General features: G+C 69.1%; 10 protein-coding genes, 1 tRNA gene and 1 pseudogene. 9 read left to right on the forward strand and 3 right to left on the reverse strand.

The features are described from left to right. Window positions 1-24: 24 nt before the first annotated feature. The gene (locus tag QQM39_RS21960) at window positions 25-675 is read left to right on the forward strand and encodes an FMN-dependent NADH-azoreductase (RefSeq protein WP_301999039.1); all 651 of its coding nucleotides are present in this window, start codon (window positions 25-27) and stop codon (window positions 673-675) included. A 406-nt stretch (window positions 676-1,081) separates the two neighbouring features. On the opposite strand, the gene QQM39_RS21965 is transcribed toward QQM39_RS21960, so the two are convergent. Beyond that, window positions 1,082-2,395 (reverse strand): glycosyltransferase 87 family protein, encoded by a 1,314-nt coding sequence (locus tag QQM39_RS21965; protein WP_301999041.1) that lies wholly within the window; start codon window positions 2,393-2,395, stop codon window positions 1,082-1,084. A 149-nt stretch (window positions 2,396-2,544) separates the two neighbouring features. Here QQM39_RS21965 and QQM39_RS21970 point away from each other — a divergent pair. After that, window positions 2,545-2,906 (forward strand): annotated as a pseudogene (locus tag QQM39_RS21970) (DUF1304 domain-containing protein). A 143-nt stretch (window positions 2,907-3,049) separates the two neighbouring features. On the opposite strand, the gene QQM39_RS21975 reads toward QQM39_RS21970, so the two are convergent. Continuing rightward, a tRNA-Leu gene (locus QQM39_RS21975) sits at window positions 3,050-3,133 on the reverse strand. Window positions 3,134-3,654: 521 nt separating this feature from the next. Here QQM39_RS21975 and QQM39_RS21980 point away from each other — a divergent pair. The 7 genes from QQM39_RS21980 (at window position 3,655) to QQM39_RS22010 (ending at window position 13,101) form a co-directional block, all read left to right on the forward strand. Continuing rightward, entirely contained in the window at window positions 3,655-4,533 is an 879-nt protein-coding gene (locus QQM39_RS21980; RefSeq protein WP_301999043.1) for a DUF3662 and FHA domain-containing protein, read from the forward strand. A 10-nt stretch (window positions 4,534-4,543) separates the two neighbouring features. After that, window positions 4,544-5,056, forward strand: coding sequence for an FHA domain-containing protein (locus tag QQM39_RS21985; RefSeq protein WP_301999045.1), 513 nt, complete (start codon window positions 4,544-4,546; stop codon window positions 5,054-5,056). 128 nt (window positions 5,057-5,184) lie between these two features. After that, window positions 5,185-6,729, forward strand: a complete 1,545-nt coding sequence (locus QQM39_RS21990) for a Stp1/IreP family PP2C-type Ser/Thr phosphatase (protein ID WP_301999047.1) — start codon at window positions 5,185-5,187, stop codon at window positions 6,727-6,729. A 28-nt stretch (window positions 6,730-6,757) separates the two neighbouring features. Continuing rightward, entirely contained in the window at window positions 6,758-8,206 is a 1,449-nt protein-coding gene (locus QQM39_RS21995; protein ID WP_301999049.1) for an FtsW/RodA/SpoVE family cell cycle protein, read from the forward strand. Continuing rightward, window positions 8,203-9,678, forward strand: a complete 1,476-nt coding sequence (locus QQM39_RS22000; protein WP_301999051.1) for a penicillin-binding protein 2 — start codon at window positions 8,203-8,205, stop codon at window positions 9,676-9,678. The genes QQM39_RS21995 and QQM39_RS22000 overlap by 4 nt, the downstream gene beginning before the upstream one ends. A 169-nt stretch (window positions 9,679-9,847) precedes the next feature. Beyond that, on the forward strand, window positions 9,848-11,857 hold the full coding sequence (gene pknB / locus QQM39_RS22005; protein ID WP_301999053.1) for a Stk1 family PASTA domain-containing Ser/Thr kinase: 2,010 nt from the start codon (window positions 9,848-9,850) through the stop codon (window positions 11,855-11,857). Window positions 11,858-12,060: 203 nt separating this feature from the next. Beyond that, window positions 12,061-13,101 carry a restriction endonuclease gene (locus tag QQM39_RS22010; RefSeq protein WP_301999054.1) on the forward strand — a complete coding sequence of 347 codons (1,041 nt, stop codon included), beginning with the start codon at window positions 12,061-12,063 and terminating at the stop codon, window positions 13,099-13,101. A 91-nt stretch (window positions 13,102-13,192) separates the two neighbouring features. Here the strand turns inward: QQM39_RS22010 and QQM39_RS22015 are convergent, their stop codons facing one another. Then, entirely contained in the window at window positions 13,193-13,966 is a 774-nt protein-coding gene (locus QQM39_RS22015) for a class E sortase (protein ID WP_301999055.1), read from the reverse strand. Between the last annotated feature and the right edge of the window lie 11 nt (window positions 13,967-13,977).

The following is a 13,977-nucleotide window of genomic DNA, read 5'->3' on the forward strand; positions in this document are numbered from 1 at the left end:
CTGCCGTCCCCTTTTGGAGACCTCATGGCAACGCTCCTGCACATCGACTCCTCGGTCTTCCCCGCCGACGCCTCCACCTCCCGCACCGTCACCGACGCCTTCCGCCGCACCTGGCAGGAACAGCACCCCGAGGGCACGGTGATCCACCGCGACCTAGCCATGAACCCCGTGCCGCACATCTCCGCCCACGCCCACACGGCCGGGTTCTCCGATCCGGCCACGCACACCCCTGAACAGGCCGCGGCCTTCGCCGAGCGCGTGCAGCTGATCGAGGAGCTGGAGCGTGCGGACGCGGTGCTGATCGGCGCCCCGATGTACAACCTGACGATCCCGTCGACGCTGAAGGCCTGGCTGGACAACGTGGTCCTGTTCGGCCGTACGGCGGGCGCCGCCCAGTCGGTCAAGGGCACCCCCGTCACCGTCATCGCGAGCCGCGGCGGCGCCTACGGGCCGGGGACGCCGCGCGAGGGCTACGAGTACGTGCAGAACTACCTGTCGGCGATCCTGGCCGACTTCCTCGGCGCCGACCTCGACTTCATCGTCCCGGAGCTCACGATGGCCCCGGCCAACCCGGAGATGGCCGACCTGGTCCCCCTCTTCGAGGCCTCCCGCGAGCGCGCCCTCGACGAGGCCGCCACGAAGGCGAAGCAGCTGGCCCAGCGGCTCACGGCGTAGCCAAGGCCCGGGTCCGGCGTCGGCGCGGCACGGTCGGCGGCCGCACGCGCGCGTAGGGGCCCGTTCCAGCAGTGCGGGTTCCAAGGCGTCCCTACGCGCGCGTGGCAGGGAGTTCGAGCCGGAGCCGGAATCGGAATCGGAATCGGAATCGGCCACGACGCTTCACCGAGCGTCGTCGACTCCCCGCACCGAAACACCGGTTGCGTACCCCGGCGGATTCCCCGACGAGCTCCCCCGCGAGGCCCCCGCCGCGGACTGCCCCACCGACGGCAGGCACAGCGCCACGACCAGCCCGACCACCGCGAGCACGGTGACCCGCGCCAAATACGCGCCTCGGCGCTCCGTCACTCCCCACGAACGCCCGCCCCGGCGCTCCGCCACTCCCCACGAACGCCCGCCCCGTCCCTCACCCACGCCCGACACCCGCCCCCACCACCCACCCGACCCGACGAGCAGCCGCCACCAGCTCCGTACGCCGGAACCAGGTGGCCAGCACCAGGGGATAGACCAGGTACCCGAACCGCGTCGCCGGGATCAGGCACATCGCCAGCCCCAAGCCGACCGCCAACCGGTCCGCCGCCGCGACCACGGTCCGGGGCGGGCGTACCGCCAACGACACCGCCACGCCGACGGCGGCGGCCGCGAGGGCTGCCATGGCGAGGACGGAACCGCCGGGGACGTACGTGGCCAGCAGGTACCCCGGCAGCGGGCTGGCCGCCGGCGAGCGCACCCCGCCCTCGCCGAGCGGGAAGAGCACCACGTGCTCGACGAAGGCGTGCGGGTCGGCCAGGGCCACCGGCACCACCGCGGCCGCGGCCACCAGCACGGCGACCACACCGGCCCGTACCGCCGCCCGCCGCCCCGCCGTCACCGCGAGCAGCACCAACCCCACCGGCAGCAGCGGCCAAGCCGTCCACTTCAGCGCGGCCGCGGCCCCCATCGCCAGCCCGGCCGCCGTACCGGACCCCTTCCGGCCGGCGAGCGCCAGCCCCAGGCACATCAGCCCGATCACCGGAAGGTCGACGCCACCGACAGCCAGAGGCAGCGCTACGGCCGGGAAGGCCGCGAGGAGCAGCACGGCGGCGCGCGCCCTCGACTCCCCGTCCGCTCCCAGGGAGACGCGCCCCGAGCGCCGGGCGGCGACGAGCATGCTCGCCAGGAACGCCGCGCAGAACCACACCCGGGCGTCCGCGAGCGGCGTGCCGCCGAACAGCGCGTGGGGTATCCCGAACAGCGCCATGCCGGGCAGGTAGGGGTTGTAGTCGTCGACGCCGGCCGGATGCGGCAGGTACGGGCTGCCCGAGTGCAGCAGCAGACCGCCCGAGTGCTCGACGACCCGCACCTCCGACTGCGCGCCGCCAGCGACGATCACGAACGCCAGCGGGACCACGACGGCTCCGAGCAGCGCCGCGACCGCACTGCGGCCGCCCCAGGGGCGCGGCGCCCGGCGGGCGAACTCCGCCGCGACGACGTATCCAACAGCGGCGCAGGCACCCCAGATCCGGTGCGGGGTGAGGGTCGTGACCAGGGCAAGCGACAGCGCGAAACCCGCGCAGCCGAGCCAGAACAGCACGTCCCGGCGCACACGGGGCGCCACACGGCGAGCCCTGCCGGGCGGCTTACGGCTGCCTTGGGAGGACGCCTGCCGTGCGGGGGCGGGGACAGGCAGGGCAACGCCGGGCCTGACTGCGGCGACGAAGGCGATTGACTCGGGTGGCATCGGTGGGCTCCTGGGGGAGGGGAGCTCCAATCTCGCGCCGAGCCCCCAGCGGCCACCTCGGCCGAACGGCCACCGTTCACCACCCTCGCGCCGGGCAGCTCAGCCGAACGACCGATCAACCACAGACACCGCACCGGCACCATCACCGCATGCATCTGATCTCTGTCGTCCTCGTCGCCCTCATGGCGCTGCTGCACGCCTACATCCTGGTCCTGGAGATGTTCCTGTGGCAGCGCGGCCCGGGCCGCCGCTTCTCCGGCTTCGACGCCGAGCTGGCCCGTTCCACCGCGGCGCTGGCGGCCAACCAGGGCCTCTGCAACGGCTTCTTGGCCGCGGGCCTGGTCTGGGGCCTCATCGCCGACGACCCGACGGGCTACCGCGTCCAGATCTTCTTCCTGTCCTGCATCATCGTCGCGGGCCTCTACGGCGCGGCCACCGCCAACCGCCGCATCCTCTTCGCCCAGGCCCTGCCCGGCCCGTGACCCTCGCCACGGTCATCGCGGCCGGCTGAGTCCCGTGCCGTGACCTGAGAGCTTCGTCACAGGTCATGGCCGCCGAGGACCCCGTACCGAAGCACAACGTGTCGAACGCAACAGAACACCGGAACACAACAGAAGAGGCGGCATCGTGATTACGATGCCGCCTCTTCGAGCGTGCGCGAGGGGGGAGTTGAACCCCCACGCCCTTGCGGGCACTGGAACCTGAATCCAGCGCGTCTGCCTATTCCGCCACCCGCGCATTGGGTGTGTCTTCGGGCTTCTTTCCTTGCGGTCCGGCGCCTTCCGACACGCAGAACATTAGCACGCCGGCCAGGGTGGGTTCACATCCCTTACCCCCGGGCAGCCGCCCCACAGCCGCCCACCAGCACCGTCGGCACTCCCGCCGACAGCCCCCGACAACACCGACAAACCCGCGGCGCCCGCCGTTCCGTATCAACGAGTACCTGTTCACGTATCAACCTCGTACCGGTACCACGTATCTGTCCAGGAGCCGGTAGGGGTCCACAGTCAGGTGCGGGACACTGGTTTGCGGCCGCCTCTACGATCCATGGCAGGACGATGTCCCTGAGGAGTTCGAAGCGAGGAGTTCGAAGCAGAGCCCCACAGGGAACTTCGAGGGCGTCGACACCCGTCGACCGGGCCGACAGGGGGAACCAGCCGATTGACCGGCTGCGTGGATACGATCAGTAAGCAGTACCAGGTGAAGCAGTGCCCGCCCCGCGGGATGCAGGACGAAACAGGCGACGGAGGAGGTGCCCCATGGGAGTCCTGAAGAAGTTCGAGCAGCGTCTCGAAGGTCTGGTCAACGGCACCTTCGCCAAGGTGTTCAAGTCAGAGGTCCAGCCCGTGGAGATCGCGGGAGCGCTCCAGCGCGAGTGCGACAACAACGCGACCATCTGGAACCGCGACCGTACGGTCGTCCCCAACGACTTCATCGTGGAGCTGAGCGCGCCGGACCACGAGCGCCTGAGCCCCTACTCCGGCCAGCTCGGCGACGAGCTCGCCGGCATGGTCCGCGACTACGCCAAGCAGCAGCGCTACACCTTCATGGGCCCGATCAAGGTCAACCTGGAGAAGGCCGACGACCTCGACACCGGCCTGTACCGCGTACGCAGCCGTACCCTCGCCGGCTCCACCGACCAGCAGAGCGGCGGCCGACCGGCTCCCGCACCCGCCGCCCCGGCCGGGCGGCCCGGCGGCGCCCAGGGCCAGGGCGGCTACGGCTATCCGCCGGCCGCCGCACCCGCGGGGGCCCCGCCCATGCCGACCGCGCCGCCCCCGGGCGGTCGCCCCGGCGGCTACGGCTACCCGCAGCCCGCGGGCGGCCAGCGCCCCGCGGCTCCCGCGGCCGCCGGACGCACCCGCTACTGGATCGAGATCAACGGCACCCGCCATCAGATCTCCCGCCCGACGCTGGTGCTGGGCCGCAGCACCGAAGCCGACGTGCGGATCGACGACCCCGGCGTCTCGCGCCGGCACTGTGAGATCCGGACCGGAACGCCCTCGACGATCCAGGATCTCGGGTCCACCAACGGCATCGTGGTGGACGGGCAGCACACCACCCGCGCTACGCTCCGCGACGGCTCGCGGATCGTCGTGGGCAGCACCACCATCATTTACCGGCAAGCCGAAGGGTGAAGCGGGGGCAATGTCAGAGCTGACCCTCACGGTCATGCGGCTGGGTTTCCTGGCCGTACTGTGGCTGTTCGTGATCGTGGCCGTGCAGGTCATCCGCAGCGACCTGTTCGGTACGCGCGTCACCCAGCGCGGCTCCAGGCGCGAGGCCGGCCGGGCGCAGCAGGCGGCCCGGCAAGCGGCGCCGCCGCAGCAGCGCGGCCAGCAGGGCGGCGGCCGCCAGCGCCGTAACGCCCCCTCCAAGCTGGTCGTGTCCGAGGGCACCCTGACCGGCACCACCGTCGCGCTCCAGGGCCAGACCATCACCCTGGGCCGGGCGCACGACAGCACCATCGTGCTGGACGACGACTACGCCTCCAGCCGACATGCCAGGATCTACCCGGACCGCGACGGCCAGTGGATCGTCGAGGACCTGGGCTCCACCAACGGCACGTACCTCGACCGAACGCGGCTGACGACCCCCACACCGATTCCGCTGGGCGCGCCGATCCGCATCGGCAAGACCGTCATCGAGCTGCGGAAGTAGTGCTACATCATGAATAGGCGCGAGCGGAGCGAGCACGCGGCGTGGGCCCCCACCCCGGGCCCCGGCGCGCTCCCGACCGGAGGGTGGGCACCGTGCGGATGTACCCGGAGCCGACGGGCGAGGTGCGCATGAGTCTGTCACTGCGCTTCGCCGCCGGATCGCACAAAGGCATGATCCGGGAGGGCAACGAGGACTCCGGATACGCCGGACCCCGCCTGCTCGCCATCGCCGACGGCATGGGCGGCGCGGCCGCGGGCGAGGTCGCCTCCTCCGAGGCCATCTCCACCATCGTCGCGCTCGACGACGACGTCCCCGGCTCGGACATCCTCACCTCGCTCGGCACCGCCGTACAGCGCGCCAACGACCAGCTGCGCTCGATGGTCGAGGAGGACCCCCAGCTCGAAGGCATGGGGACGACCCTGACGGCCCTGCTGTGGACCGGTCAGCGCCTCGGCCTCGTCCACGTCGGCGACTCGCGCGCCTACCTGCTCCGCGACGGCGTCCTCACGCAGATCACGCAGGACCACACGTGGGTGCAGCGCCTCGTCGACGAAGGCCGCATCACCGAAGAGGAAGCCACCACCCACCCGCAGCGCTCCCTGCTGATGCGCGCACTGGGCAGCGGCGACCACGTCGAGCCCGACCTGTCGATCCGCGAAGTCCGCGCCGGCGACCGGTACTTGATCTGCTCCGACGGCCTGTCCGGGGTGGTGTCCCACCAGACCCTGGAGGACACCCTCGCCAGCTACCAGGGCCCCCAGGAGACCGTCCAGGAGCTCATCCAGCTCGCGCTGCGCGGCGGCGGCCCCGACAACATCACCGTGATCATCGCGGACGTCCTCGACCTGGACACCGGCGACACCCTCGCCGGGCAGCTGTCCGACACCCCGGTCGTGGTCGGCGCCGTCGCCGAGAACCAGCACCAGCTGCACGACAACGGCATCATGCAGACCCCCGCCGGACGCGCCTCCGGGCTCGGCCGCCAGGTGCCCGGGCAGAGCGGCGGAGGCGGCGAGTTCGGCCCGCCCGGCTCCGGCGACACCACCGGCTACATCCCGGCGGGCAGCTTCGGCGACTACGGCGACGACGACTTCGTCAAGCCCCGCAAGGGCCGCAAGTGGCTGAAGAGATCCTTCTACATCGCCCTCGCGCTCGGCGTGATCGGCGGCGGTCTGTACGGCGGCTGGCGCTGGACGCAGACCCAGTACTACGTCGGCGCCAACGAGGAACACGTCGCGCTGTACCGGGGGATCAGCCAGGACCTGGCCTGGGTCTCGCTCTCGAAGGTGGAGAAGGACCACCCCGAGATCGAACTCAAGTACCTGCCGCCATATCAGAGGAAGCTGGTCGAGGGGACCATCACCGAGGGCGGCCTGAAGGACGCCCAGGCGAAGATCGACGAGCTCGCCCTGCAGGCCTCCGCGTGCCAGAAGCGGGCCGAGCAGCAGGCCACCGAGAGCGAGAAGAACTCCAGGACGGGCGAGGGCGAGGCCGGAGGCACCATGGGAACCACCCGTACCTCTCTTACGTCCAAGGCGACACCCACGCCGAATCCGTCGGCCACCAACTCCCCGAACCCGTCCACCTCCCCGACACCGACTGCGACGCCAAACCCCGGCCCGACTCTCTCGGAGGAAGAGCAGAAGGTCGTCTCGAACTGCGGTACGCAGTAGGCAAGCCGTGAGAGGCCCCGTCACATCCATGAGCGGTACGAATTCAACGAACTCGCCGACGCACCACACATCCACGATCGGCGCGATCGGCGCGCCGAGCCGGCGCAACACCGAGCTCGCGCTGCTGGTCTTCGCGGTCCTCATCCCGGTGTTCGCCTACGCCAACGTGGGGTTGGCGATCGACGACCAGGTGCCGGCCGGGCTGCTCAGCTACGGCGTGGGGCTCGGCCTGCTGGCCGGCGTGGGCCATCTCGCCGTACGGAAGTTCGCGCCCTACGCGGACCCGCTGCTGCTGCCGCTGGCGACGCTGCTGAACGGACTGGGGCTGGTGGCCATCTGGCGGCTGGACCAGTCGAAGCTGCTGCAACAGATCGGGCAGGCCGGCGGCAAGGCCACCAACCAGCTGATCTACACGGCGATGGGGATCGCCCTGTTCATCGTGGTGCTGATCTTCCTCAAGGACCACCGCACGCTGCAGCGCTACACCTACATCTCCATGGTCGGCGCGCTGATCCTCCTGCTGCTACCGCTCGTCCCGGGTCTCGGCGCCGAACTCACCTACGGAGCCAAGATCTGGATCCAGGTCGGCAGCTTCACCATCCAGCCCGGTGAGTTCGCCAAGATCGTGCTGGCGGTCTTCTTCGCCGGCTACCTCATGGTGAAGCGCGACGCGCTGGCCCTCGCCAGCCGCCGCTTCATGGGCCTGTACCTGCCGCGCGGCCGCGACCTCGGCCCGATCATCGTCGTCTGGATGATCTCGATCCTCATCCTGGTGTTCGAGACCGACCTGGGTACGTCCCTGCTGTTCTTCGGAATGTTCGTCATCATGCTGTACGTCGCCACCGAGCGGACCAGCTGGATCGTCTTCGGTCTGCTGATGTCCGGGGCCGGCGCCGTCGGCGTGGCGAGCTTCGAACCGCACGTCCAGCAGCGCGTCGCCGCCTGGCTCGACCCGATGCGCGAGTACACCCTCAGCCAGCAGGGAGTCGGCGGACACTCCGAGCAGTCGATGCAGGCCCTGTGGGCCTTCGGCTCCGGCGGCACCCTCGGCACCGGCTGGGGCCAGGGCCACTCCGAGCTCATCCGGTTCGCCGCCAACTCCGACTTCATCCTCGCCACCTTCGGCGAGGAGCTGGGCCTCGCCGGCGTCATGGCGATCCTGCTGATCTACGGCCTGATCGTGGAGCGCGGCGTGCGCACCGCCCTCGCCGCCCGCGACCCCTTCGGCAAGCTGCTCGCCATCGGCCTCTCCGGCGCCTTCGCGCTCCAGGTCTTCGTCGTGGCCGGCGGTGTGATGGGCCTGATCCCGCTGACCGGTATGACGATGCCGTTCCTGGCGTACGGCGGCTCCTCCGTCATCGCCAACTGGGCACTCATCGGCGTGCTCATCCGCATCAGCGACACCGCCCGCCGCCCCGCCCCCGCCCCCGCCCCCAACCCCGACGCCGAGATGACCCAGGTGGTCCGACCGTCATGAACAAGCCCCTGCGCCGGATCGCGATCTTCTGTGGCCTCCTCATCCTCGCCCTGCTCATCCGGGACAACTGGCTCCAGTACGTCAAGGCCGACAGCCTCAAGGACGACCCCAAGAACCGCCGGGTCGCCATCGAGCGCTATGCCACGCCGCGCGGCGACATCATCGTCGGCGGAAACCCGATCACCGGGTACGCGGAGACGACGACGGGCGACTTCAAGTACAAGCGCACGTACAAGAACGGCGCGATGTGGGCGCCCGTCACCGGCTTCGTCTCGCAGGCCTACGGCGCCAACCAGCTGGAGTCCATCGAGGACGGCATCCTCAGCGGCACCGACGACCGCCTCTTCTTCCGCAACACCCTCGACATGATCACGGGCAAGGAGAGGGAAGGCGGCAACGTCGTCACCACCCTCAACGCCGCCGCGCAGAAGGCCGCGTACAACGGCCTGAAGGCGCAGGGCGGCAAGGGCGCCGTGGCCGCCATCGAGCCGTCCACCGGCAAGATCCTGGCGCTGGCCTCCTACCCGTCGTACGACCCCGGCACGATCGCCGGCGGCAGCACCTCCGACGAAGAGGCCTGGAAGAAGCTCCAGAAGAAGAACAACCCCGACGACCCGATGCTCAACCGGGCGCTGCGCGAGGTCTACCCGCCCGGCTCGACCTTCAAGGTCGTCACCGCGGCCGCGGCCCTGGAGAACGGCCTCTACACGGACGCGGACCAGAACACCAGGACGCCGCTGCCGTGGACCATGCCGGGCACCACGACCGTGCTGAAGAACGAGGGCAACATCCCCTGCAAGAACGCCAAGCTGCGGGTCGCCCTGCAGTACTCCTGCAACACCGTCTTCGGCAAGATCGGCTCCGACCTCGGCAACGACAAAATGCTGGAGGAAGCCAAGAAGTTCGGCTTCACCGAGGAGCAGTTCACGCCGGTCCGCACCAGCGCATCGGTCTTCTCCGACGACATGAACCCCTCGCAGACCGCGCTGTCCTCCATCGGCCAGTTCAACACCGCCGCCACGCCCCTGCAGATGGCCATGGTCGCCTCGGCCGTCGCCAACGACGGCACGCTGATGAAGCCGTACATGGTCGACGAGGTCCAGACGCACAACCTCGACCCCCTCGAGAAGACCACCCCCGAGGAGATGAGCAAGCCGCTCTCGGCGGCGAACGCGGAGATCCTGCAGTCGATGATGGAGACGGTCGTCGATGAGGGCACGGGTAAGAACGCCCAGATCGACGGCGTCAAGGTGGGCGGCAAGACCGGCACCGCCCAGCACGGCGTGGACAACAGCGAGAACCCCTACGCGTGGTTCATCTCCTACGCCAAGCTCAGCGACAACAGCTCACCCGTCGCCGTGGCCGTGGTCGTCGAGGACGAGAACGCGGTCCGCGACGACATCTCCGGCGGCGGCCTCGCGGCCCCCATCGCGAAGAAGGTCATGGAGGCGGTCATCGGCAACAGGAAGTGACCCCGCTCACGCCCCCTTCACATCGGTGCACGTTGCGATACCGGTCCTGTATCGGGTTACGGGCTTGGCCAGGTCACACAAGATGAGCCGGGTACGGTATGCCCGGACGGACCACCGCCACACCCGCAAGGGTGACGGCGGGACCGACGGAGAGGGCTGGTAGGTAGCTATGGAAGAGCCGCGTCGCCTCGGCGGCCGGTACGAACTGGGCCAGGTGCTCGGTCGTGGTGGCATGGCGGAGGTCTACCTCGCGCATGACACCCGCCTCGGCCGCACCGTGGCGGTGAAGACGCTGCGAGCGGACCTCGCGCGCGACCCGTCCTTCCAGGCCCGGTTCCGCCGGGAGGCCCAGTCGGCCGCCTCGCTCAACCATCCCGCGATCGTCGCGGTCTACGACACGGGCGAGGACTACATCGACAACGTGTCGATCCCGTACATCGTCATGGAGTACGTAGACGGCTCCACGCTGCGTGAGCTGCTCCACTCCGGCCGCAAGCTGCTGCCGGAGCGCGCCATGGAGATGACCATCGGCATCCTCCAGGGCCTCGAGTACGCCCACCGCAACGGCATCGTCCACCGCGACATCAAGCCCGCGAACGTCATGCTGACGCGCAACGGCCAGGTCAAGGTCATGGACTTCGGCATCGCCCGCGCCATGGGCGACTCCGGCATGACGATGACCCAGACCGCGGCCGTCATCGGCACCGCCCAGTACCTCTCGCCGGAGCAGGCGAAGGGCGAGCAGGTGGATGCCCGCTCGGACCTGTACTCGACCGGCTGTCTGCTCTACGAGCTCCTGACGGTCCGCCCGCCCTTCGTCGGCGACTCCCCGGTCGCGGTCGCCTACCAGCACGTCCGCGAGGAAGCGCAGGCCCCGTCCGTCTTCGACCCCGAGATCACGCCCGAGATGGACGCGATCGTGTTGAAGGCCCTCACCAAGGACCCCGACTACCGCTATCAGTCGGCCGACGAGATGCGCGCCGACATCGAGGCCTGCCTCGACGGCCAGCCGGTGGCGGCGACCGCGGCCATGGGCTCCGTCGGCTACGGCGGCTACCCCGACGACCAGCCGACCACGGCCCTGCGCGCCACGGACGCCGGCGCTACGTCGATGCTGCCGCCCATGAACCCCGACGACGGCGGCTACGGCTACGACGACCGCGTCGACCGACGCCGCCAGAAGAAGTCCAACACCTCGACGATCCTGCTGGTCGTCGCGGCTGTACTGGTCCTGGTGGGCGCGGTCCTGATCGGCAAGTGGGTGTTCGACGGGCAGGGCGCGAGCAACGACACCGTGGCCGTCCCGAGCCTTGTCGGCGAGTCCGAGAGCACTGCGAGGGAACTGCTGGGCAACGTCGACCTCAAAATGGGCACGGTCACGAAGAAGGAGTGCGAGGACCAGCCCGCAGGCAAGATCTGCGACCAGGACCCTGATTTCAAGACCAACGTCGAGAAGAACTCCACGGTCAACATCGTGGTGTCGACCGGTGCGCCGAAGGTGACTGTGCCGGATGTCACGGGCCTGACCTTCGACAAGGCGAAGGCCCAGCTCGAGGACAAGGGATTCACCGTCGACCAGAAGACCGAGGAATCCGACCGGACTCCAGGCGTCGTCATCAGCCAGGACCCCCAGGGTGACACGGAGCAGGAGAAGGGCACGACGATCACCCTCACCGTCGCCAAGGAGGAAGAGAAGGCCACCGTGCCGGACGTCCTCGGCAAGTCCTGCGACGAGGCGAAGGCCCAGATGACGGCCAACGAGCTGGTCGGCAACTGCACCGAGGTGGAGACCCAGGACCCGAACCAGGTCGGCAAGGTCATCGCGACCTCGCCGGAGGCGGGAACGCCGGCCAACAAGAACTCCTCTGTGAACATCCAGATCGGCAAGGCCGCCGAGCAGCAGCAGGTGACGGTGCCGACCGTGACCCAGCTGTCGCTGAAGGACGCCAAGAAGGCCATCGAGGACGCGGGGCTGACCGTGGGCAGCATCCAGGGTTCCCAGGACGACAACGCCGTCGTCATCACCCAGGACCCGCAGCCGAACACCCAGGTCGCCCAGGGCACCGCGGTCAACCTGATCGCCCTCGACCAGAACGGCAACAACAACGGCGGCGGCGGCGACAATGGCGGCCAGATCTTCGGCGGCGTAACCGGAACGTCCGCCCGCACGGAGGACTGACCCCGGCCTACCTGGCTGAGCCCCGGCGCCCTGAGCAGGGTGCCGGGGCTCAGCCATGTCGGGCTGCCATGACCACCGAGCTGTAGGTCAATCGTTCCTACGTCGATCGTGTCTTCCCATTTCACGACTCGTTGATCGGGTGGGGTGGGGAGTCAGAGCTCTGCCCCGGCCATACGGCCACACCGCGAACAGAGGGGCAGAACGTGATCAACGAATCGGCACTGCTGGAATCGAAGAGCCTGCGCGACAGCGTGCTGGAACGAACCGACGTCCTCGACAAAGTGAAGGCGCTGTCGCTTCTGCCGGACGGGATGCATGTGACGACGGCGATGGTGGCGGCGTACTTCGGGGTAAGCGCCGAGGCGATCCGCCAGCTCAAGGCACGCCACCACGAGGAGCTGTCGTGCAATGGAATGGTGACGCTCCAGGGCTCTGAGCTCGCAGAATTCAAGCGTGACGTCTTGTCACGCTTTCCGGGAGGTTATCCACAGCCTCGGTCGAGCCTCACTCTCTACCCGCGCCGCGCAGTCCTCAACGTCGCCATGCTCCTCCGAGACAGCAACGTCGCCCGTCAGGTACGCACGTACCTCCTCGACATGGAGTACCTGGCCCGCACACAGCCTGTGGAAAACCCAGCCCCCGCTGACGTCATCTCCCTCGACGACCGCGTCGGCCAACACATCACCCACATCCTCGGCAAGACCGTCGTCCCCATGTTCAACGCCCTGATCGCCACCGCCGGCGAACACCGCCGCGAACTCATCGAGCTCCGCGAGGACATCGAGAACGTCGAGCGCAAGCTCTGCTGGCATCACCGGCGGATCAGCACCCTGGAAGGAGAAGCCCCGACGGACCAGATCAGGGCCTCCATCGCGGCCATGACCTGGCAGGCGTTCGAGCGCCACGTCGCCGACCTGCTGCGCCGGGACGGCTGCACGGACGTCGTCGTACGGCAGGCCCGCAGCGACCGCGGCATCGACATCACCGGGCGCACGGCCGACGGACGCAGCGTGGCCGTCCAGTGCAAGAACCGGGCTGGTCGATCGTCCGTCCCCAGCGCTGACATGCAGAAGTTCGCCGGCGCCGCCCGAGCCGTCGACCGCGTCGACATCGCACTGTTCGTCGCCACCTGCAACTTCAGCCTGGAAGCACAGGCGATCGCCGACCTGAGCGGCGTCATCACTGTGAACCGCGACGAGCTGGAGGCATGGAGCGCCGGAGTGCGGCTCAAGGCACTGCGATAGGCACCACGCGCAAAGGCCCGAAGCCGCAAGAGCAAGTTGCGGCTTCGGGCCTCCGCCATGTTAGGGGACAGAGGTCCTCGAAGAACCTCTGTCAGCCGCGCAGTTCCTCCGGCAACGTCCGCTCCGCATCCACCTTCTCCACCCGCTCCAACTCCCCCCACACGATGTACCGGTACCGGCTCGTATACACCGGCGTACACGTCGTCAGTGTGATGTAGTGGCCCGCCTTCGTCTTACCCGACTCCTTCGGGACGGCGGAGAGGACCTTGACGTTGTACTTCGAGGTCTCGGGAAGGACGGCGTAGACCTTGTAGACGTACCACTTGTCCTTCGTCTCGAAGACGATCGGGTCACCCTTCCCGATCTTGTGGATGTTGTGGAACTCCGCGCCATGGCCGTCGCGGTGGGCGGCGAGGGAGAAGTTGCCCTTCTTGCCCGAGGTCGGCAGAGTCGCCTTGACCGGGTCGGTGTAGTAGCCGGCCACGCCGTCGTTGAGGATCTTCGACGACGTGCCCTTCTCGACCAGGATGTCGTCCCCGCTCATCGTCGGCACATGCAGGAAGCCGATGCCGTTCTTCGAGTCGAACTCGGCGGGACGGCCGGAGTCCCCGTCGTCCTGGTGGGCCCAGATGTCACGCACCTTGTCGGCCTGTTTGCTCGCCTCACGGTCGGCGACGACGTTCGTCCACCACAGGGAGTAGACGACGAACAGGCCCAGCACCAGGCCCGCCGTGATGAGGAGTTCGCCGAAAACGCTGATCGCCGTCGCGATCCGGCCCATGCCGCGGCGGCGAGCCGGCCGGCGCGTGGACTCGGTCGCGGCGGTGCGCTCCGTGTGCTCGGTGTCGTCGGTGGTCGCTGCCACGTTCATCTGCC

This window comes from Streptomyces sp. DT2A-34 (assembly GCF_030499515.1).
GTDB lineage: Bacteria > Actinomycetota > Actinomycetes > Streptomycetales > Streptomycetaceae > Streptomyces.